Raw genomic sequence first — 21,412 nt, 5'->3', positions numbered from 1 at the left:
CATCCTGTGTTGGACATCACAGTTACTAGAGACTAACCTAAACTCAGTTACGAGGCACTAACCGAAATGCGGCAGGACTGCCGCCGGAAGTGCCCGGGAATGGAAGCGGTCAATGGAGACACTCGCCAGCCGGCTGGACACCTCCGGCAGCGCCTTCGAGGCCAACAGCCTCGCGCAGCGCGCGCTCGCCGATGAGCTGCGGAAGCGTCTTGCCACCACCGCCCTCGGCGGCCCGGAGAAATCCCGCGAGCGGCACATGGCCCGCGGCAAGCTGCTTCCCCGGGAGCGGATCGACCGCCTTCTCGACGACGGCAGCCCCTTCCTGGAGATCGCACCCTTGGCCGCGAACGGCATGTACAACGACGATTCGCCAGGTGCGGGCATCATCACTGGCATCGGCCTGGTGCACGGCCGCCACGTGCTGGTGATTTCCAACGACGCCACCGTCAAGGGCGGCACCTACTATCCCATGACGGTGAAGAAGCACCTCCGGGCCCAGGAGATCGCGCTCGAGAACCGGCTCCCGTGCATCTACCTCGTGGATTCCGGCGGAGCCTTCCTCCCCAAGCAGGACGAGGTCTTCCCCGACCGGGACCACTTCGGCCGGATCTTCTACAACCAGGCCAGGATGTCGGCCGCCGGGATTCCGCAGATCGCTTCCGTGATGGGCTCCTGCACCGCAGGCGGCGCATACGTTCCCGCGATGAGCGATGAAACAGTTATCGTCCGTAACCAGGGCACCATCTTCCTGGGCGGGCCGCCCCTCGTGAAGGCGGCCATCGGAGAGATCGTCAGCGCGGAGGAACTCGGGGGCGGCGACGTGCATTCCCGGATCTCCGGAGTTACGGACCACCTCGCCGAAAACGATGAGCACGCCCTGCAGATCGTCCGCGACATCGTCGCCACGCTGCCCGGTCCCGCCGGGCCCGCCTGGGACGTGGACACCGCCGTCGAACCCGTTGCCGCGCCCGGACAGCTGTACGGCGCCGTGCCCACGGACGTCAATGCCCAGTACGACGTTCGCGAGGTGATCGGCCGGCTGGTGGACGGCAGCCGCTTCCACGAGTTCAAAAAGAACTACGGGCCCACCCTGGTGACCGGCTTCGCCAGGCTTCACGGGCATCCCGTGGGCATCGTGGCCAACAACGGGGTGCTGTTCAGCGAGTCGGCACTCAAGGGCGCCCACTTCATTGAGCTGTGCGACCAGCGCGGCATTCCGCTGCTCTTCCTGCAGAACATCTCCGGCTTCATGGTGGGCAAGGACTATGAGCAGGGCGGGATCGCCAAGAACGGCGCGAAGATGGTTACCGCCGTTGCCACCACCCGCGTGCCTAAGCTGACCGTGGTGATCGGCGGGTCCTTCGGCGCCGGCAACTACTCGATGTGCGGCCGGGCCTATTCACCCCGCTTCCTCTGGATGTGGCCGGCCAGCCGGATCTCGGTCATGGGCGGGAACCAGGCTTCAAGCGTCCTGGCGACCGTCAAGCGTGACCAGTTCGAGGCGGCCGGGCAGGACTGGTCCGCCGAAGACGAGGAGGCGTTCAAGGCCCCCATCCGCCAGCAGTACGAGGACCAGGGCAGCCCGTATTACTCAACCGCGCGGCTGTGGGACGACGGCGTGATCGACCCCGCGGACACCCGCACCGTGCTGGGCCTGGCACTCGACGTCGTGTCCCGAGTCCCGCTGCCGGAGACCTCCTTCGGCCTTTTCCGGATGTGAGCCTGACATGACCAGCGAAACAATGTTCCGTACCGTCCTCGTGGCCAACCGTGGCGAGATTGCCTGCCGGGTAATCAGGACGCTGCGCGCCATGGGCATCCGTTCGGTTGCGGTCTACAGCGATGCCGACGCCGGTGCCCGCCACGTGCGCGACGCCGACGCTGCCGTCCGGATCGGTCCCGCCGCGGCCGCCCAGAGCTATCTCAGCATCGACGCGATCATCAGGGCCTGCCAGGAGACCGGCGCCCAGGCCGTGCACCCCGGCTACGGCTTCCTCAGCGAGAACGCCGACTTCGCCCGGGCTCTGAAGGATGCCGGCATCACGTTCATTGGCCCCGGGGTGGAGGCCCTGGAGGTCATGGGCGACAAGATCCGGTCGAAGAACCAGGTGGCCGGCTACGGCGTTCCGGTGGTCCCGGGCATCGCCGAGCCCGGCATGACCGATGAGGAACTCCTCGCCGCCGCCCCGGCCGTGGGCTTCCCCCTGCTCATCAAGCCCTCGGCCGGCGGCGGCGGCAAGGGAATGCATGCAGTGGGGCGACCGGAGGATCTCCCGGCCGCCCTGGCCACGGCACGGCGGGTGGCTGCCAGCGCGTTCGGGGATGACACCCTGTTCCTGGAACGCCTGGTCACCTCCCCGCGGCACATCGAGGTGCAGGTCCTGGCCGATACGCACGGCAACGTCATCCACCTGGGGGAGCGCGAATGCTCCCTGCAGCGCCGGCACCAGAAGGTCATCGAGGAAGCGCCGTCACCGCTGCTGGAATCCCTGTCCGACGGCGAGGCAGTCCGCGCGAAGATCGGCGAGGCCGCATGCCAGGCGGCCCGCAGCGTCCACTACACCGGCGCCGGCACCGTGGAGTTCCTGGTTTCGGACGACTCCCCGGACGAATTCTTCTTCATGGAAATGAACACCCGCCTCCAGGTGGAACATCCGGTGACGGAAATGGTCACCGGCAACGACCTCGTTGAATGGCAGGTGCGCATCGCCGCCGGTGAGATGCTCACCGTCGGGCAGGACGACGTCGAACTTAACGGCCACGCCGCGGAAGCCCGGGTCTACGCCGAGACCCCGCACCGTAACTTCCTGCCGTCCTCGGGCGAAGTAGTACTGCTCGACGAAGACGGTGGCCTTTTCAGGCCCCTGGGCTCGCCGGGCGCCCAAAGCCAGGGCGTACGGATCGACTCATCGCTGCTGCCGGGGCTCGAAATCTCCAGCGACTACGACCCCATGCTGTCCAAGGTCATCGCCTGGGGAACGGACCGCAAGGCCGCCCTGGACAAGCTGGACGCGGCGCTGGAGCGGTACACCGTCCTGGGCATCGACACCAACGTGGAATACCTGCGGCTCCTGATTAACGACGACGACGTCCGGGCCGGCCGCTTGGACACCACGCTCATTGACCGCAAGATGCCGGAGCTGGAGTTCCGCGAGATCGGCGGCACTGAACTCACGGCGGCGGCGCTGCGGCTGTGGCTGGGCGACGTCGTGGCCTCTGCCCCCCTCGGTGGACGGACCAGGGTCCGGGCGCCCTGGGACAGTGCCCGGGGCTGGCGCCTCGGCGCCCCCGCGGCCTGGCGGACCAGCTTCGGCCTTCCCGGCGGTGCCATGGCCACCGTGGCCATCACCCCGCAGGGCGACGGCGGCGCAGATGACGGCCGTGCCCTGGTCCGCGTCGACGACGGGCCGGAGCGCCCTGTCCGGGTCCTGTGGCCGGCGAGGACCGCCGTCATCACGTTCGAGATGGAGGGCCAGGAGCACACCTTCGCCATTGGTGAATCCCCGGGCCCCCGTGCCGGCGCCGGAAACCGCCGGGAAGTGCCCACCAGGATTTACGTGGGCAGCGGCGGCTGGTCCTGCGGGCTCGAAGTCCTCACCCGTGAGTCCCGCCTGGAGCGGGTCCTGGCCGCCGTCGAACGGGAAGAGGGCGCCGCCGATCCCGAAGTCCGCTCACCCATGCCCGGAACCGTCGTCTCCGTTGCCGTGAAGGACGGAGACCCGGTGGAGTCCGGCCAGGTGCTGGTGTCCGTGGAGGCCATGAAGATGGAGCACCAGCTCGTGGCCGAGGTCGCGGGCACCGTCCACATCAGCGTCGCCACGGGCGATCTGGTCAAGGCCGACCAGGTCGTCGCCACCATTCACGCGGAACAGCCCGCAACCCACGAACCAGCAGAAGAACGTAAGGAGGCCTAGCCATGGCCGATTTTGACCTCAGCGAGGAATACCAGGACCTCAGCAAGACTGTCCGCGAATTCGCCGACGAGGTGGTGGCCCCCGTCTCCACCAAGCACGACGAGGAACACAGCTTCCCCTACGAAGTGGTCTCGCAAATGGCGGACATGGGGCTGTTCGGCCTGCCGTTCCCGGAGGAATACGGCGGCATGGGCGGCGACTACTTCGCGCTGGCCCTTGCGCTGGAACAGCTGGGGCGGGTGGACCAATCCGTGGCCATCACGCTGGAGGCAGGCGTGTCTCTTGGCGCCATGCCCGTTTACCGCTTCGGCACCGAGGCCCAGAAGCAGGAATGGTTGCCGCTGCTCGCATCCGGAAAGGCGCTCGCCGGCTTCGGCCTCACCGAACCGGAGGCCGGCTCCGACGCCGGCGGCACCAAGACCACGGCCCGGCTGGAAGGCGACGGAGAGGCAAGAAACTGGGTCATCAACGGCAATAAGGAATTCATCACCAACTCGGGAACGGACATCAGCAAGCTGGTGACCGTCACCGCCGTCACGGGCCAGCAGGAACGCAAGGACGGCAGTATCAAGAAGGAAATCTCCACCATCCTGGTGCCCACAGATACACCCGGCTTCAAAGCGGAGAAGGCGTACAACAAGGTGGGCTGGAACGCCTCGGATACACACCCGCTGACGCTGCGCGACGTCACCGTTCCCGAGGGGAACCTGCTGGGCGAGCGGGGCCGCGGCTACGCCAACTTCCTGTCCATCCTGGATGAGGGCAGGATCGCCATCGCTGCCCTGGCCACCGGCGCGGCCCAGGGCTGCGTGGATCTCTCCGTCCGCTATGCCAAGGACCGCAGCGCCTTTGGGACCAATATCGGAAAGCACCAGGCCATCGCCTTCAAGATTGCCCGCATGCAGGCACGGTCCCATACGGCCCGTCTTGCGTACTACGATGCGGCGGCCCGGATGCTCGCCGGCAAGCCGTTCAAGACGCAGGCGGCCATAGCTAAGATGGTCGCAGGCGAGGCGGCCATGGACAATTCGCGGGATGCCACCCAGGTATTCGGCGGCTATGGCTTCATCAACGAGTTCACCGTGGCGCGCCACTACCGGGACTCCAAGATCCTGGAGGTCGGGGAGGGCACCACGGAGGTCCAGCTGATGCTGATCGCCCGGGAACTGGGGCTGTAACAGGCCCGGTGGCCGTGTCTGTCGAGAGTCTGTGGAGACGCCGAAAGGATCAACGATGATTGACAAGGTTGTTGCCAGCGCTGACGAAGCGGTCGCCGACATATCCGACGGTGCGTCCCTCGCCGTCGGGGGTTTTGGACTGTGCGGCATCCCGGTGGCGCTCATCGATGCCCTGCACCGCCGCGGCACCAGGGACCTGGAGACCGTGAGCAACAACTGCGGCGTGGACGACTGGGGCCTGGGCATCCTCCTCCGGGACGGCCGGATCCGCCGTACCGTCAGCTCGTACGTGGGGGAGAACAAGGAGTTCGCCCGGCAGTACCTCGCCGGTGAACTGGAGGTGGTCCTGACCCCCCAGGGCACCCTGGCCGAGAAGCTGCGTGCCGGCGGCGCCGGCATCCCCGCCTTCTACACGAAGGCGGGCGTGGGGACCCAGGTGTCCGACGGCGGCCTGCCGCAAAAGTACGACGCCGACGGCGGCATCGCCATCGCGTCGCCGGCCAAGGAGGTGCGGAGCTTCGACGGCGTCGATTACGTCCTGGAGGAATCCCTCACCCCCGACTACGGGCTAGTCCACGCCTGGAAGGGCGACCGCCACGGGAACCTGGTCTTCCATGCCACCGCCATGAACTTCAACCCGCTCTGCGCCATGGCTGGACGGATCACCATCGCGGAGGTGGAGGAACTCGTGGAACCGGGCGAGCTGGACCCCGAACACGTCCACCTGCCGGGCATCTTCGTCCAGCGGGTGGTCGTGGTGCCCGAGTCCGAGAAACGCATTGAGAAACGGACCGTAGCACTGTCAGCTGCGTCGGCGGGCCAGCCGGGCAATGCCGGCACCGCAGGAACCACAGCCGCGGCGGGCACCACCGGCACCACCGAACAGGCAGGAGCGTAGCCATGGACCTGAACAGCGCACAGGGGGAGCCGCCCCGCCCCGAGGCCGTCCGGCACGAGTACCGCCGGGCCGCATCCTCCCACCCGGAGGGGAAGGGCTGGACCCGCAATGAGCTCGCCGCCCGGGTGGCCCAGGAGCTCAGCAACGGCCAGTACGTCAACCTCGGTATCGGCATGCCCACCCTGATCCCCAATTACATCCCGGCCGGCGTCGAGGTGGTCCTGCACTCCGAGAACGGCATCCTCGGCGTCGGGCCCTACCCCGGCGAGGACGAGGTGGATCCGGACCTGATCAACGCCGGCAAGGAGACCGTCACCGTCAACAAGGGCGCGGCGTTCTTCGACTCCGCCCAGTCCTTCGGCATGATCCGCGGCGGACATGTGGACGTGGCCGTGCTCGGCGCCATGGAGGTGGCAGCCAACGGGGACCTCGCCAACTGGATGATCCCCGGAAAGATGGTCAAGGGTATGGGCGGTGCCATGGACCTGGTCTTCGGCGCCAAGAAAGTGATTGTCATGATGGAGCACGTGGACCGCAGCGGGAAGCCGAAGATCGTGGACCGCTGCTCCCTGCCGTTGACGGGCAAGGCCTGCGTGGATCGGATCATCACCGACCTCGCCGTCCTCGACGTGACCCCCGACGGCCTGGTCCTGCGCGAACTCGCCCCCAACGTGTCGGCGGAGGATGTTGCCGCGGCCACCGGCGCGGAGCTGTACGAGGAAGACCAGGAACTCACCGTATGACGCCCAAGCCTGAACAGAGTGCTGCCGGGGTTTCGGCGGACTCCACCAGTGGCGGCGCCCGCGTCGTCGAGCAGCGCGGACTCTACTTCGAGGAACTCGAGGAAGACGTCGTCTACGCCCACCGGCCCGGGCGCACCGTCACGGAGACAGACAACGTGCTGTTCACCACCATGACCATGAACACGCAGGGGCTGCACCTGGACGCGGCCTGGAGTGCGGGGCAGCCCTTCGGCCAGCGGCTGGTCAACTCCATGTTCACGCTGGCCACGGTGGTGGGGCAGTCCGTCGGCCAGCTGACGCAGGGGACCATCATTGCGCAGCTGGGGCTTACCGACGTCTCCTTCCCGCACCCGCTCTACCACGGCGACACGCTGTATACGGAGACCGTCATCACCGGCAAACGGCGTTCCGGGTCACGGCCCGGGCAGGGCGTGGTCACCATGCAGCACACCGGCCGCAACCAGGACGGAACCGTGGTTGCACTGGCCACACGGAGCTGCCTGATGTGGACGCGCGAGGCGCATATAGAGGCGCAGCGGGGCAAATAATCGGACAATGGAGCTATGACTTTTGTGATGGGCCCCGCCCTGCTTTTCTGCCCTGCCGACCGTCCCGAACGCTTCCAAAAGGCCGCCGAGCGTGCCGACGCCGTCATCCTGGACCTCGAGGATGCCGTGGCCGCGCCGGACAAGCAGCGGGCACGGGGCGCCATCCTGGCCCAGCTCGGCGGCTCCGGCGAGGGCCCGGAACTCGACCCCAGCCGGACCATCATCAGGATCAACCCGGCCGGCACGGAGGACTTCGAGAAGGACCTGCACTGCCTGGCCCACACGCCCTACCGCACCGTCATGCTCGCCAAAGCGGAGAGTGCCAGCCACCTCCGGGCTTTGCCGGACTTCCACGTGATTGCCCTGTGCGAGACGGCCGCGGGCGTGGTCCACGCACCCGCCATTGCCGCTGAACCGAACGTGGTGGCCATGATGTGGGGGGCGGAAGACCTGCTCGCCTCCCTCGGCGGCACGTCCAGCAGGAACGACGACGGCGGCTACCGCGCCGTTGCACTGCACGCCCGCTCCTCCGTGCTGCTGGCAGCCGGTGCCGCCGGCAAGCAGGCCGTCGATGCCGTCTACGTGAACATTCCGGACCTTGACGGGCTCGCGGCGGAGGCCCGGGATGCCGCCGCGTCCGGGTTCGGCTCCAAAGCCTGCATCCACCCCAGCCAGGTGGCCGCCGTTCGGGCCGCCTATGCGCCCTCGGGCGAGGACATTGCCGCGGCCACGCACCTGCTGGAGGCGGCAAAGGAAGCCGGGACCGGCGTGTTCCAATACCAGGGCCGGATGATCGATGGCCCCATCCTGCGGCACGCGGAGTCGGTGCTCCGCAGGGCCCGGTAGCCTCGCACAACCAAGCAGTCTGGCACCCAAGCAGTCTGGCCGCCAAGCAGTCTGGCCGCCAAGCAGTCTGGCCGCCAAGCAGTCTGGCCGCCAAGCAGTCTGGCAGCCGCCGTCGGAGCCGGCCGTCGGAGCCCCTGTCTGCCGGACGGCGTATGTCCGGCAGCGGTTATTTGCCTGCCCGCAGGGAAATGGGCGGGATCGCTTCATAGAGCGGCGTCCGGATCCAGCGCTGGCCGGTTTCCCGGAACTCCGCCCGGGTGGCGAAGCGGTAGAGGTAGGTGCGGGCGCGCACCCAGCGGGGGCGCTCGCCGTCGAACGGGTCATAGCGCAGCAGTCGCAGCATGGCTGCGTCCGCCTCAAGGAGCTTGCCGAGGAAGGCGTAGAACCATTCCTCGTGGACCGTGCGCAGGGGCAGGAACCACATGAGCCAGTCCAGCCGCAGATGGTAGGGAGCCCACTGGCGGGGGAGCCGGTGCACGTCGCCGGGTTTTCCCTTGAACCCGTACTCGCGCCAGTCGGCCGCCGCGTCCGGCTCCTCGTCCAGGGTGCCCTCCACCGCCACCTCGATGCGCTGCTTGGTTACCGTGCCGAACGCACCGTAGGTGTTCACCAGCTGCCAGCGGTTGAAGCTGGCGTTCATCAGCTGGTACTGGGAGAACAGGTTGCGGATGGGCCAGTAGCTCAGCACCACCAGGAGCAGCGACGCGGCCAGCGTGATGAGAAGCCACCACAGCGGCGTCTCCCCGGTGGTGTGCCAGTCCAGCGGAATGACCGGGAGCACCGCGTGCGCCACGGTATCGCTGACGCCGGCGAAGGCCAGCACGATCGCTATCCAGTTCAGCCACGCAAAATTGCCGCTGGCCACCAGCCACAGCTGGGTGAAGATGATGATGCCCGCCGCGATGCTGCCCAGCGGCTGGGGTGCGAAGAGGAAGAACGGCACCACGAGCTGGGCGAAGTGGTTACCCACCACCTCCAGCCGGTGGAAGGGCTTCGGCAGCAGATGCGCCTGCCGGCTCAGGGGGCCGGGCATCGGCTGGGTCTCGTGGTGGTAGTACAGCGCGGTGAGGTCACGCCACTCGCGGCCGCCGCGGATCTTGATCATGCCGGCACCGAATTCCAGCCGGAACACCAGCCAGGCCACGAGGATCAGGATGGTCCGCGGGGGATCGGTCTGGTCTGATCCCAGGAAGGCCACGGTGAAGCCTGCCTCCAGCAGCAGCATCTCCCAGCCGAACCCATAAAACGTCTGGCCCACGTTGACCACCGACATGTACAGCAGCCACAGCGCCAGGAACGCGATCAGCGGCAGCCAGGGCGGGCCCAGCTGGGGGAGACCGAGGACCAGAACGCCGGAGATGACCAGACCCACTGCGCAGACGGCCCGGAACAGCCGGTCTGAGTAGCGCCAGCGGAACAACGTGGGCCTGCGCATCCGGCTAAAGGATTTCAGATAGTCCGGAACAGGAAGGAGCCCGCGCTCGCCGAGAAGGGCGGGGAACTGGTTGAGGGAGGAGAGGAACGCAACAAAATAGAGTGCGGCGACACCGCGCTGCAGCACCTGCCGGGCGAATTCATAGTCCGGCGCATCGAACCATGCGGCCCAGTCCACGGGCACCACGTTACCCCGGCGCGGAAGCGCGTCAAGGTGCTGCCGGCCGCCCTTTGGATCCCGCGTCCCCGTCCGTCGGCCACCGGCGGTGCGGGATACTTAAGCCATGCAGACTTCCGGCTCCAGCCGTCCAGCCAGCCAGCCGCGCACCATCGTCATTCTCGGATCCACCGGTTCCATCGGCACCCAGGCGATTGACGTCGTCGACGGCGCGCCTCACCTTTTTGAGGTCGTGGCGCTGAGCGCCGGGGGCGGCAACCTCGAACTTCTTGCCCGGCAGGCCGTGCACACCCGTGCCGGTGCCGTGGGCATCGCCGAAGGCGATCCCGGACGCCTCCGGGCCCTGATCAACGACGCCGCCCGTGCGGCCGGGTTGCGCGAGTACCGTCCCGAGATCATCGCCGGACCCGACGCCTCAACCACCATCGCCGCCGTGAAGGCGGACGTGGTGCTCAACGGCATCACGGGCTCGATCGGGCTGGCGCCCACGCTCGCCGCGCTGGAATCCGGCGCCACCCTGGCGCTGGCCAACAAGGAGTCCCTGATCGTTGGCGGTTCCCTGGTCAAGGCCGCCGCCGCGGACGGACAGATCGTGCCGGTTGACTCCGAGCACTCCGCCATTGCCCAGTGCCTGCGCTCCGGGACCGCTGCAGAAGTGGAGAAACTCATCCTGACTGCCTCGGGCGGCCCCTTCCGCGGCCGGACCCGCGAACAGCTCTTCGCCGTGACGCCCGAGGAGGCGCTGGCGCACCCCACGTGGGACATGGGCCTGATGGTCACCACCAACTCCGCCAGTCTGGTGAACAAGGGCCTTGAAGTCATCGAGGCGCACCTGCTCTTCGACATCCCGCTGGACAGGATCGACGTCGTGGTCCATCCGCAGTCCGTGATCCACTCGATGGTGCAGTTCGTGGACGGTTCCACCATCGCCCAGGCGTCGCCGCCGGACATGCGCCTGCCGATCGCACTTGGCCTGGGCTGGCCTGACCGGGTTCCCCACGCCGCAGCCCCCTGCGACTGGACGCGCGCCACCAGCTGGACGTTCGAGCCGCTGGACTCCACCGCGTTCCCCGCCGTTCGGCTGGCCAAGGACGCCGCGCGGCAGGGAAGCACCTATCCCGCAGTGTTCAACGCCGCCAATGAAGAAGCCGTGACGGCCTTCCACGCCGGGCACATCCGGTTCACGCGCATCGTGGACACTATCGAGGCCATCCTCAGCGAACACTCGGGTTCCTCCGGGCTGACGGTCGGATCCGTGCTCGATGCTGAGAAATGGGCACGTGCGCGCACCCACGAACGTTTAGCAGTGAGCAGTCTCTAGGAAGCAGTAGATCTGAAGCATGAGTCCCGTCATCCTCTTCATCCTTGGTGTCGTCTTTGTGGCGGTCGGCATCGCGGTATCGATTGCGCTGCATGAGGTGGGCCACCTGGTGCCCGCCAAGCTGTTCAAGGTGCGTGTCACCAAGTACATGATCGGCTTCGGCCCCACCCTCTGGTCGACCAAAAAGGGCGAGACCGAGTACGGCTTCAAGGCGCTGCCGCTGGGCGGCTACGTGTCGATGATCGGCATGTACCCGCCCAACAAGGAGGACGGTTCAGTGCGTCCGTCTAGCACCGGCATGTTCCAGACGCTGGCCAGTGAGGCCCGCTCCATGGCGCATGAGGATGTGGGACCCGGGGATGAGCACCGTGTGTTCTACGGGCTCCCGGTCTGGAAGAAGATCATCATCATGCTCGGCGGCCCGGCCATGAACCTGCTGATCGGCCTCGTGCTGACGGCAGTGCTGCTCATGGGCTTCGGCATTTCCGAGCCCACCACCACCATCGCCGATGTTTCAAAGTGCCAGGTGAAGGCGGGCGAGACCGTCGACCCAAACTCTGCGGACTGCAAGCCGACGCCGGCAGCTGCAGCCCAGCTCAAGCCCAATGACGTCATCACGGCCTTCGACGGGAAACCAGTCACCAGCTGGGACCAGCTGACGGGCTGGATCCGGGCTTCGGCCGGCAAGGAAGTGTCCATCACCGTGGAGCGCAACGGTTCGCCGGTGACCAGCACCGTCACGCCTGTCCTGTCCGCACGCCCGGTGGTCGGAGCGGACGGGCGCCAGGCGAAGGACGACGCCGGAAAGCTCCTGTACCAGGACGTCGGCTTCCTTGGCATCGGTGCGCAGACCGCCCTGGTTCCCCAGCCGGCGTCGACCGTCCTGCCCATGGCAGGGGAGAACATCAAGCAGGTGGCCGGGGTGGTGCTCAACCTGCCGTCCCGGGTAGTTGGCGTTGCCAAGGCGGCGTTCAGCGAAGAACCCCGCGACCCCAACGGCCCCATCAGTGTGGTGGGCGTGGGCCGCGTGGCGGGCGAGGTGGCCGCCATGGAGGAAGTCCCCGCCCAGGCGCGGCTGGCCGCCTTGGTGGGACTGCTCGCCGGGCTGAACTTTGCCCTTGCCGTATTCAACCTGATCCCGTTGCTCCCGCTCGACGGCGGACACGTCGCCGGTGCACTGTACGAGGCCGTGCGGCGGCGGGTGGCCAGGCTTTTCGGGAAACCGGATCCGGGCGCCTTTGACATCGCGAAGCTGCTGCCGGTGACCTACGTGGTGGCCGCGCTGCTCATGGGCATGGGCGCGCTGCTGATCTACGCGGACATCGTGAAGCCGGTGAATTTGTTTGGCTGATGTTCATAGATCACCTTTTTCTGGCTGATAGGCAAAAATCAGCCCGGAATGATTGATTTGTAAATATAGGCTGGATATGGTTTAGCCATGTACGTTCTGACCATCGACCAGCGTGGCAGCAGCCATGACGTGGACAGGGTGCCTGAGCTCCTCGGAGACCTCGGCAGCCACTATGGTGTCCGCTTCGAACGCTCCGTCGGCGACGAAGTGCAGGGGGTTCTTCAGGACCCGGCACTCGTGGTTGACGTGGCTCTGCATGCCCTGCGGAGCGGCCACTGGTACGTGGGAATCGGCGTGGGCCCGGGAACCCTGGCGCCGGAGGCCAGCCCACGGGAAGGATCCGGACCCGCCTTTGTCGCTGCGCGCCGGGCCGTGGAACGGGCCAAATCAGCCGCGAGCCATGTCCCCGCGGCGGTGGTTGCAGGGAGCCGCGACAGCGAGGCCGCCACGGCGTGCGCCAACGCGGAGGCAGTGCTGCGGCTGGTCGGAAGGCTGGTGCAGGACCGGACGGAGGCCCAGTGGCGCGTAGTGGACGCCCTCCGGGCGAAGAGCGGGACCCGTTCCGGGCAGGGTCCTGGACGCCACGGACTGCAGAAACAGGTCGCCGGGGAACTGGGAATCAGTGAACAGTCGGTGAGCCGGGCCGTCCTCCGCTCCGGCTGGCAGGAAGAATGGGCGGCAAGGCCGGCCGCGGAATCGCTGCTGGCCGCCGCCCACCGCCTCATCCTGGGGAACCTAATGCCTGAGAACCCGAGTCCTGGAGACCCCGGCTCCGATAAACAGGACGGCGACGACAACCGAGGAGAACCGTGAACGCTGTCTGGATCGCAGCCGCCCTGCTGACGGCCGGGTTCGTGGGCTGGCCCGTTACGGCGCTGGTTTTCCGGCTGGCCCGCACCATTGACGACAAGGCCGATGCCGCCGCCGCCGGCCGGGACGCCGCTGATGATCCGTCCGCGGATGTGACAGTGGACGGCCCCGCCACTGCTGGCAGCCCAACTGCAACTGACAGCCCGGCCGCAGGGGACAGGGCCAATACGGTAAACGGCGACATCACAGTGGACGCCGGGAATGCCGCCGCGCCGGAACCCGGAGGCGGTGCTGCGGCCACGAGGATCCTCCGGGGCGGGGCCATCATCGGTGTGCTCGAGCGGCTGGCTGTCTGCCTTGCCATCCTGGCCGGGCAGCCCGTGGCCATCGCCTATGTGGTGGCCATCAAGGGCCTGGGCCGGTTCGCGGAACTCAAGGAAACGCCCGTGGCAGCGGAGCGGTTCATCATCGGCACCCTGGCCTCCATGCTCTGGGCGGCGGGCGTCGCCGCCTTCACGAAGGTCGTGCTCCTCGGCTAGCCCGGCCCGGGATAGGGTATCTCTATGACTGTTTTTGCTGTTGAGTACGTATACGACGCCGAGTCCTCCGAAACGCGTGCGGCCACCCGGCCCGCCCACCGCGAATGGACTGCAGGTCTGGCGCAGGACGGCACGCTTCTTGCCAGCGGACCCTACGGCGACGGCGCGGGAGCCCTGCTCATTTTCAAGGCGGCCGACGAAGCTGCACTCAACGAGCTCCTGCGGCAGGATCCCTTCGCTGCTGCGGGCGTTATTTCCGGAACCCGGACCACCGAATGGGCGCCCGTAACCGGCCTCCTGGCTGAGCACGCAGCCTAGCCGCCCCGCACTACCGATTTTCGAATTCAAGGAGTCCACGTGACCTCGGTCAGCCTGGGAATGCCATCCGCACCGCCGCCCGTTCTTGCCCCGCGCCGCAAGACGCGCCAGATCAAAGTGGGCTCCGTCGGCGTCGGTTCCGATTTCCCCATCAGCGTGCAGTCGATGACCACCACGCCCACCACGGACATCAACGCCACACTGCAGCAGATCGCCGAGCTGACCGCGTCCGGCTGCGACATCGTCCGCGTGGCCTGCCCGTCGGCCGACGACGCTGAAGCGCTGCCGATCATCGCCCGGAAGTCGCAGATCCCGGTCATCGCCGACATCCACTTCCAGCCGAAGTACGTCTTCGCGGCCATCGAGGCGGGCTGCGCGGCAGTGCGCGTCAACCCGGGCAACATCCGCAAGTTCGACGACCAGGTCAAGGAGATCGCCGCGGCGGCCAAGGACCACGGCACGTCCATCCGCATCGGTGTGAACGCGGGGTCGCTGGAGCCGGGCATCCTGAAGAAGTACGGCAAGGCCACCCCGGAGGCCCTGGTCGAATCGGCCGTCTGGGAAGCCTCGCTGTTCGAGGAGCACGGCTTCCACGACTTCAAGATCTCCGTCAAGCACAATGACCCGGTGGTCATGGTGGCGGCCTATGAAATGCTCGCCGAGAAGGGCGACTGGCCGCTGCACCTCGGCGTGACGGAGGCCGGCCCCGCCTTCCAGGGAACCATCAAGTCGGCCACGGCCTTCGGCGCCCTCCTCTCGCGCGGCATCGGCGACACCATCCGCGTGTCCCTCTCCGCGCCTCCTGTCGAGGAGATCAAGGTGGGCAACCAGATCCTGCAGTCACTGAACCTGCGCCCCCGCAAGCTGGAAATCGTCTCGTGCCCGTCCTGCGGGCGTGCCCAGGTGGACGTCTACACGCTCGCCGAGCAGGTCACTGCAGGGCTCGAGGGAATGGAGATCCCGCTGCGGGTCGCCGTCATGGGCTGCGTCGTCAACGGTCCGGGTGAAGCACGGGAAGCCGACCTCGGCGTCGCCTCCGGCAACGGCAAGGGCCAGATTTTTGTGAAGGGCGAGGTCATCAAGACTGTCCCCGAGAGCCAGATTGTTGAGACACTGATCGAAGAGGCCATGCGTATCGCGGAAGAGATGGGGGAGGCCGATGGCGAAGATGCTGTCAAGGGTAGCCCCGTGGTTAGCGTCTCATAAGGACGGCGCCGCGCCGGACGGTTCCACCGTCCGGGTACTGGGTGTTGCGGACACCCGTCAACTGCGCGAACTGGCGGAGATTGATCCTGTGGCCAACGTGTTCATTCTGGCGCACCTGGAGTCAACGGACTCCGCCGCACCCACCCCGGGCGGGGCCAACGTCCTGGGCGTTTTCGACGACGACGTGCTGGTTGGCGCCTGCTGGGCAGGCGCCAACCTTGTCCCGGTCCAGCTCGACCCGGAACTGGCCGGAGCGGTGGCCGCGGCGGCCCACCGCTCAGGGCGCCGGTACGCGTCGATCTTCGGACCGGCCGCCACGGTCCTTTCCCTGCACCGCCACCTGGAGGAGCTTGGCCACGTTGCCCACGAGGTGCGGCCCGACCAGCCGCTCATGACCATCACCGGTGCCCCGGCCGTGGAACCAAACTGGGAGCTCGGGTACGGGCAGTATGCAGATTTTGACGCCATCCTCCCCGCTTGTGCGGCGATGTTCGAGGAAGAAGTTGGCTATTCGCCCTACCTCGGCGGCCGCGACTTCTACAGCCGCCGGGTGGCGGGCCTGATCCGCCAGGGCCACTCCCTGGTCCACCTGAAGGACGGCGAAGTCGTGTTCAAGGCCGAGCTCGGTGCCGTCACCGCCGAGGTCACCCAGGTGCAGGGCGTATGGATGAATCCCAGCCACCGGGGACTCGGCCTGAGTGCCGGCTACATGGCGGCCGTGGTGCTGCTGGCCCAGAAAATGGCTCCCGTCACCAGCCTGTACGTCAATGACTACAACTCGCGGGCGCGGGCCACGTACGAACGTGTTGGCTTCCGCCAGGTGGGGACCTTCGCTACAGTTCTCTTCTAGCCGGCGCCGCCGACGCATTCACTCACACGGGGGAACATTTTGAAATCAGCTCTGCACATTTTTGCTGCCACAGCCGTGCTTGCCGCCGGCCTGTCCGCCTGCAGCAGCCCGGCAAGCACTTCCGGTGCAGCTACTGTCAGTTCATCGGCGACCGCCACCTCCGCTCTTGCCGCAGCACCTACTCCGACGCCCACTTCCTCCCCGACGCCGGTCAAGAAATACACCAGCAGCGAACTGGCCGCATTGGTGGGTCAGCTGCGTGATGCCGCGGGCAAAAAGCTCGCGGTAATGTCCAGCGCCGACCTCTCCGGGAACGTGGAACAGGCGAAGAGCGTGATGGCGTCAGCGGCTGTGGAGCCTGCAGCGTGCCGCGAACTCGCGTTATCTGGCAGCGCGCCGTCGGTGGAAGGGGCCACCGCTGCGATGGGAACAAGTTTGGATGCTGCGGCCGGTGCCTCGACCGCCATTGCCCTGACCTCCGGCTTGGACCCGGCGTTTCTCAGGAAAGGTCTTGCCCAGTCTGCGGAGCTCAGTAAGTGCGCGAACATGTCCCTGACCATGTCCGGCGTGAAGGTCGCTGTAACTATCAACAGGCTCAGTGGGATCGGCTCCGTGCCGGGGGCGAGTCGCATACAGGACTGATACCGCCTTGCCGGACGGCGGCCACCAGTCGATGATCACTGCGCAGGCTGTGAAGCGCGGCGTTCTGATCACCGTGCTTGCAGCCGGGGGCGCAAGCGAGGCAGACGCAAGCTCCAGGGCGGCAAAACTCATGGACTCTGCGGCAGCGCTTGTGAAGTAGCGTGACCTGGTCCGGTGGTCGGGCCGCTAGCCCCGCCAAGCCGGATTTGGAATCGGTGACGGCTATCACATAGGTTCTTCCTAACCGCGTTTACGGACTCGGGTGGTCTCTCAAGAATTAGCGGCATGACCGGCCGCGAAGCCACGCCACCGCAGGGATGACCAGCCGGAATCGGCCAGGGGCTTCTCCTGCGGGGCGTGGCTTTTCTGTACGCTGCCACAGGGTCCGGAAACCTGTACTGCTGCCCAGCCGGTAGATTAGTACCCAGACAATCAGCACTTCCCCCAGAAACGGACACCTACCCGTGGTTCTTCGACTCTCCAAGCTTTTCCTGCGCACCCTGCGTGAAGACCCCGCCGACGCCGAGGTGGCCAGCCACCGGCTGCTCGTGCGCGCGGGATACATCCGCCGCGCGGCTCCGGGCATCTACACCTGGCTGCCGCTTGGACTGAGCGTCCTGCGCAAGGTGGAACAGATCATCCGCGAAGAAATGGCCGAAATCGGTGCCCAGGAAGTCCACTTCCCTGCGCTGCTCCCGAAGGAGCCCTATGAGGCGACCAACCGCTGGACCGAATACGGCGAAGGGCTGTTCCGGCTGAAGGACCGCAAGGGCGGCGACTACCTGCTGGCCCCCACGCACGAGGAGATGTTCACCCTCCTGGTCAAGGACCTGTACTCCTCGTACAAGGACCTGCCGCTGAGCATCTACCAGATCCAGAACAAGTACCGCGATGAGGCACGTCCCCGCGCCGGCCTGCTCCGCGGCCGCGAATTCATCATGAAGGACTCCTACTCGTTCGACGTCGACGACGCGGGGCTGGATGCCAGCTACTCCGCCCACCGGGCGGCGTACCTGAAGATCTTCGAGCGCCTGGGCCTGGAAGTCATCCCTGTGACGGCCACGGCCGGTGCCATGGGCGGATCCCGGAGTGAGGAATTTCTGCACCCCACCGAGGTCGGCGAGGACACCTTCGTGCGCTCGGCGGGCGGCTACGCCGCCAACGTCGAAGCCGTGACCACCGTGGTTCCGGCCGAGATCGACTTCACCAACGCTCCCGCTGCGGAGATCCGGGATACCCCGAACACTCCCACGATCGAAACGCTCGTGGCTGCCTCCAACGAGCTCGTGCCGCGCAGCGAGGCCGACGGCGGCCCCTGGACTGCCGCTGACACGCTCAAGAACGTTGTTCTCGCCGTCACCCTGCCCACCGGGGAACGCCAGATCGTGGTCCTCGGTGTCCCCGGCGACCGCGGCGTCGACCTCAAGCGCGTGGAGGCCAATATCGGCGCCTACCTGCCGGTGGCCGGTGAAATCGCCGTGGAAGCCGCGGGCGAGGAGGACCTGGCCCGCAACCCGCTCATCGTGCGCGGTTACCTCGGCCCGGGCATGTCCCTGAACGAACCCCTCCTTGGCCTGGAGGGCGCCGCCAAGCTCCTGTACCTGGTGGACCCGCGCGTCGTCAGCGGCACGGCCTGGATCACCGGGGCCAACATGGCCGGCAAGCACGTCTACGGGCTCGTCGCCGGACGCGACTTCACGTGGGACGGCGTCATTGAATGCACCGAAGTCCGCGCCGGTGATGAAGCCCCGGACGGCTCAGGACCGCTCGAAACGGCCCGCGGCATCGAGATGGGACACATCTTCGCGCTGGGCCGCAAGTACGCCGAAGCGCTGGAACTGAAGGTCCTGGATCAGAACGGCAAGCAGGTGGTGGTCACCATGGGTTCCTACGGCGTGGGTGTCACCCGTGCCGTGGCCGCGCTGGCTGAATCCAACCACGACGCAAAGGGTCTCGTCTGGCCCCGCTCCGTGGCGCCGGCCGATGTGCATGTGGTGGCCGTCGGCCGCGGCGAGGAGATCTTCGCCGCCGCTGAACAGCTCGCCCTCGAGCTGGAAGGCGCCGGCCTGGACGTCATCTACGATGACCGGCCCAAGGTTTCCCCGGGTGTTAAGTTCGGCGACGCCGAGCTTGTCGGTGTGCCCACCATCCTGGCCGTCGGCCGCGGACTGGCGGACGGCGTCGTCGAAATCAAGGACCGCCGCAGCGGCGAGGCTGAGAACGTGGCCGTGGACAAGGCCGTTGACTATGTGGTCAACGCCGTCCGCAGCAACTGACGCCCACTCGCTAGTGGTTTCGGGGTTTGAGTCGATCCAGCTCGCCACTATCGTCCTGATAGTGGTGGCTGGCTTCTCCGCAGGCTGGGTGGACGCCGTCGTGGGCGGCGGCGGGCTGTTGCAGCTGCCGGCGCTGCTGCTCGTGCCGGGGATCACGCCGGTGCAGGCATTGGCCACCAACAAGATGGGCTCCATCTTCGGCACCACCACCAGCGCTGTGACTTACTACGGCCGCGTGCGGCCCGATCTGCGGACGGCTCTGCCCATGGCCGTGATCGCGTTGGCCGGCAGCTTTGGCGGTGCGCTGCTGGCCACCCGGCTGCCGGCGGAGGTGTTCAAGCCGATCATCGTGGTGGCCCTGGTGGCCGTTGCGCTGTTCACGGCCCTCAAGCCCGACGCCGGACACCTCACCGAGCTGAGGCATGAAGGCCATACGCACTATGTGGTGGCGTGCGCCATCGGCGCGGTTATCGGGTTTTACGACGGCCTGATTGGCCCCGGGACCGGATCGTTCCTGGTGATTGCGCTGGTTTCGGCGATGGGGTACGCGTTCCTGGAGGCCAGCGCCAAGGCGAAAATCGTCAACATGGCGACGAACGCCGGGGCGCTAATATTCTTTCTTCCGCACGGCTCCCTGCTCTGGGGAGTCGGCCTGCTGCTGGGCGCGGCGAACATGGCAGGGGGCTACCTCGGCGCGCGAACCGCGGTAAAGCAGGGGAGCAAGTTCGTGCGCGTCGTCTTCCTCGTGGTGGTTTTCGCCCTGATCGTCAAGCTCGCCTTCGACGTCTGGCAGGAGAACTTCGCCTGAACCAAGCCCCGGTGAAGCGTGTGTCCTCGCGGGCAGCTACGGGACGGCGTAGCATGCCTCTATGTCAGCCGGTGCGGAACCGTACCGGGACGCCTTGGCCGCAGCCGTCCGGCACGCCACGCGCTGGCTGGAAAGCCAGCCCAGCCGCCGGGTAGGTCCGCAGCAGGCAGCCCGGGAACTTGCCGCAGCGTTCGACGGAGCGCTGCCACAGTCCGGCATGGCGCCGGCCGACGTGGTGGATTACCTGGCGAGCCACGCCGAACCGGGCCTGATGGCCATGCCGTCCGGACGCTTCTTCGGCTGGGTCATCGGCGGCACCCTCCCGGCCGCCATGGCGGCGGACTGGCTGGTCAGTTCCTGGGACCAGAACTCGGTACTCCGCTACGCCACCCCAGCCATAGCCGCCATCGAGGATGCCGCCGGCCACTGGCTGCTGCAGCTGCTGGGCCTGCCGGAGGCGTCCGACGTCGGTTTCGTCACCGGGGCCACCATGGCCAACTTCACCGGGCTCGCGGCCGCCCGGTGGCGGCTGCTTAGGCGCGCCGGCTGGGACCTGGAACGGGATGGGCTCTTCGGGGCGCCCCGGATCCACTGCCTGGTGGGGCAGGAACGGCACGAGACCGTGGACCTGGCCCTGCGCTACCTGGGCATGGGCAGCCCCACCGTGGTTCCGGCCGACAGCCAGGGACGCATCGACGCCGCCGAGCTCGACTGTGCCCTGGACCGGATCGCGCTGGAGCATGCTTCCGGGCAGCGGTCGGATGCCGCTCAGCCTGGCGGAGCCCAAGGGCGGGGAGCTGCCCTGGTGCTGGTGTGCCTGCAGGCCGGAAACCTCCACTCCGGAGCCTTCGATCCCTTCGCCGCGGCCATCGCGGTGTCCAAGGCACATGGTGCCTGGGTGCATGTGGACGGGGCCTTCGGGCTCTGGGCTGCGGCGGTACCGGAACTCGCGGCGCTGACCGCAGGCGTGGAACAGGCCGACTCCTGGGCCACTGACGCCCACAAGAGCCTCAACGTCCCCTACGACTGCGGCGTCGTGGCGGTTCGCGACGCCCAGGCGCTGCGCAGCGCCATGGGGCTGAACGCCAGCTACCTCCTCCAGGATGCCGACGGCGCCGGTGATCCGAGCCAGCGGGTGCCTGAGCTCTCCCGCAGGGCCAGGGGAGTGCCTGTCTGGGCAGCGCTGAGGTCTTTGGGCAGGGACGGCGTGGCCGAACAGATTCGCCGTCTTGCTTCCTCCGCCTCCCAGCTCGCTGAAAAGCTCACCGTCCTGGACGGAGTGGAAGTGCTCAACGAGGTCGGCTACACGCAGATCACGATGGCTTTCGGCGACGACGCCACCACCCGGCGCGTGGCGGATCGGCTCATTGCCGACGGCAAGGTCTGGATGTCCGGGTCGCGTTGGCATGGCAGGGCCGTGGTGCGGATATCAGTCAGCAACTGGACCACCGACGCCGACGACGTCGCCACCGCTGTGGAGGCGGTGCGGACAGCCGTCGAAGGCGTCCGCCAGGCAGGGCCCTAACGGTCCTCCGGTCCTCCGGCCCTCCGG

General features: G+C 67.2%; 19 protein-coding genes. 18 read left to right on the top strand and 1 reads right to left on the bottom strand.

Annotation, left to right across the window (positions count from 1 at the left end; genetic code table 11):
- The first annotated feature begins 112 nt into the window (after window positions 1-112).
- The 7 genes from ABIE00_RS16505 to ABIE00_RS16475 are packed head-to-tail and all read left to right on the top strand — an operon-like array spanning window position 113 to window position 8,127.
- On the top strand, window positions 113-1,720 hold the full coding sequence (locus tag ABIE00_RS16505; protein WP_354261816.1) for a carboxyl transferase domain-containing protein: 1,608 nt from the start codon (window positions 113-115) through the stop codon (window positions 1,718-1,720).
- 7 nt (window positions 1,721-1,727) lie between these two features.
- Complete coding sequence (locus tag ABIE00_RS16500; RefSeq protein ID WP_354261815.1) at window positions 1,728-3,914, top strand: acetyl/propionyl/methylcrotonyl-CoA carboxylase subunit alpha; 2,187 nt, start codon at window positions 1,728-1,730, stop codon at window positions 3,912-3,914.
- Between the two features lie 2 nt (window positions 3,915-3,916).
- Window positions 3,917-5,092, top strand: a complete 1,176-nt coding sequence (locus ABIE00_RS16495) for an acyl-CoA dehydrogenase family protein (protein WP_354261814.1) — start codon at window positions 3,917-3,919, stop codon at window positions 5,090-5,092.
- 55 nt (window positions 5,093-5,147) lie between these two features.
- Window positions 5,148-5,990, top strand: a complete 843-nt coding sequence (locus ABIE00_RS16490; RefSeq protein WP_354261813.1) for a CoA transferase subunit A — start codon at window positions 5,148-5,150, stop codon at window positions 5,988-5,990.
- A 2-nt stretch (window positions 5,991-5,992) separates the two neighbouring features.
- The gene (locus tag ABIE00_RS16485; protein ID WP_003805903.1) at window positions 5,993-6,733 is read left to right on the top strand and encodes a CoA transferase subunit B; all 741 of its coding nucleotides are present in this window, start codon (window positions 5,993-5,995) and stop codon (window positions 6,731-6,733) included.
- Window positions 6,730-7,281, top strand: a complete 552-nt coding sequence (locus ABIE00_RS16480; RefSeq protein ID WP_354261812.1) for a MaoC family dehydratase — start codon at window positions 6,730-6,732, stop codon at window positions 7,279-7,281. The genes ABIE00_RS16485 and ABIE00_RS16480 overlap by 4 nt, the downstream gene beginning before the upstream one ends.
- Before the next feature lie 15 nt (window positions 7,282-7,296).
- Window positions 7,297-8,127: an HpcH/HpaI aldolase/citrate lyase family protein gene (locus ABIE00_RS16475; protein WP_354261811.1), complete on the top strand. Its 831-nt coding sequence runs from the start codon at window positions 7,297-7,299 to the stop codon at window positions 8,125-8,127.
- A 166-nt stretch (window positions 8,128-8,293) separates the two neighbouring features.
- Here ABIE00_RS16475 and ABIE00_RS16470 read toward each other — a convergent pair whose 3' ends face one another.
- On the bottom strand, window positions 8,294-9,739 hold the full coding sequence (locus tag ABIE00_RS16470; RefSeq protein WP_354261810.1) for a lipase maturation factor family protein: 1,446 nt from the start codon (window positions 9,737-9,739) through the stop codon (window positions 8,294-8,296).
- 106 nt (window positions 9,740-9,845) lie between these two features.
- Between ABIE00_RS16470 and dxr the strand changes: the two genes are divergently transcribed.
- The 11 genes from dxr to ABIE00_RS16415 all read left to right on the top strand — a co-directional run bounded on the left by dxr (window position 9,846) and on the right by ABIE00_RS16415 (window position 21,385).
- Window positions 9,846-11,060, top strand: a complete 1,215-nt coding sequence (gene dxr, locus ABIE00_RS16465; RefSeq protein WP_354261809.1) for a 1-deoxy-D-xylulose-5-phosphate reductoisomerase — start codon at window positions 9,846-9,848, stop codon at window positions 11,058-11,060.
- A gap of 19 nt (window positions 11,061-11,079) precedes the next feature.
- The gene (locus ABIE00_RS16460; RefSeq protein WP_354261808.1) at window positions 11,080-12,411 is read left to right on the top strand and encodes a M50 family metallopeptidase; all 1,332 of its coding nucleotides are present in this window, start codon (window positions 11,080-11,082) and stop codon (window positions 12,409-12,411) included.
- 87 nt (window positions 12,412-12,498) lie between these two features.
- Window positions 12,499-13,224, top strand: coding sequence for a MarR family transcriptional regulator (locus ABIE00_RS16455; RefSeq protein WP_354261807.1), 726 nt, complete (start codon window positions 12,499-12,501; stop codon window positions 13,222-13,224).
- Window positions 13,221-13,760, top strand: coding sequence for a hypothetical protein (locus ABIE00_RS16450; protein ID WP_354261806.1), 540 nt, complete (start codon window positions 13,221-13,223; stop codon window positions 13,758-13,760). Before ABIE00_RS16455 ends, ABIE00_RS16450 begins: the two co-directional genes overlap by 4 nt.
- 24 nt (window positions 13,761-13,784) lie before the next feature.
- A complete protein-coding gene (locus tag ABIE00_RS16445) occupies window positions 13,785-14,078 on the top strand; it encodes a YciI family protein (protein WP_354261805.1) in 294 nt (97 codons plus the stop codon).
- Window positions 14,079-14,117: 39 nt separating this feature from the next.
- Window positions 14,118-15,284 carry a flavodoxin-dependent (E)-4-hydroxy-3-methylbut-2-enyl-diphosphate synthase gene (gene ispG / locus ABIE00_RS16440; protein WP_331573793.1) on the top strand — a complete coding sequence of 389 codons (1,167 nt, stop codon included), beginning with the start codon at window positions 14,118-14,120 and terminating at the stop codon, window positions 15,282-15,284.
- Window positions 15,247-16,134, top strand: a complete 888-nt coding sequence (locus ABIE00_RS16435; RefSeq protein ID WP_331574162.1) for a GNAT family N-acetyltransferase — start codon at window positions 15,247-15,249, stop codon at window positions 16,132-16,134. Before ispG ends, ABIE00_RS16435 begins: the two co-directional genes overlap by 38 nt.
- 39 nt (window positions 16,135-16,173) lie before the next feature.
- Complete coding sequence (locus tag ABIE00_RS16430; protein WP_354261804.1) at window positions 16,174-16,776, top strand: hypothetical protein; 603 nt, start codon at window positions 16,174-16,176, stop codon at window positions 16,774-16,776.
- Between the two features lie 464 nt (window positions 16,777-17,240).
- The gene (locus tag ABIE00_RS16425) at window positions 17,241-19,052 is read left to right on the top strand and encodes a proline--tRNA ligase (RefSeq protein ID WP_331573789.1); all 1,812 of its coding nucleotides are present in this window, start codon (window positions 17,241-17,243) and stop codon (window positions 19,050-19,052) included.
- Between the two features lie 13 nt (window positions 19,053-19,065).
- Window positions 19,066-19,860: a sulfite exporter TauE/SafE family protein gene (locus tag ABIE00_RS16420; RefSeq protein ID WP_354263386.1), complete on the top strand. Its 795-nt coding sequence runs from the start codon at window positions 19,066-19,068 to the stop codon at window positions 19,858-19,860.
- Between the two features lie 61 nt (window positions 19,861-19,921).
- Window positions 19,922-21,385 carry a pyridoxal phosphate-dependent decarboxylase family protein gene (locus ABIE00_RS16415; protein ID WP_354261803.1) on the top strand — a complete coding sequence of 488 codons (1,464 nt, stop codon included), beginning with the start codon at window positions 19,922-19,924 and terminating at the stop codon, window positions 21,383-21,385.
- Window positions 21,386-21,412: the final 27 nt, after the last annotated feature.

Source organism: Arthrobacter sp. OAP107 (genome assembly GCF_040546765.1).
Classification (GTDB): Bacteria; Actinomycetota; Actinomycetes; order Actinomycetales; family Micrococcaceae; genus Arthrobacter.
Note: the sequence above shows the minus strand (reverse complement) of the source record. Positions and strands in the feature narration are given on the sequence as shown.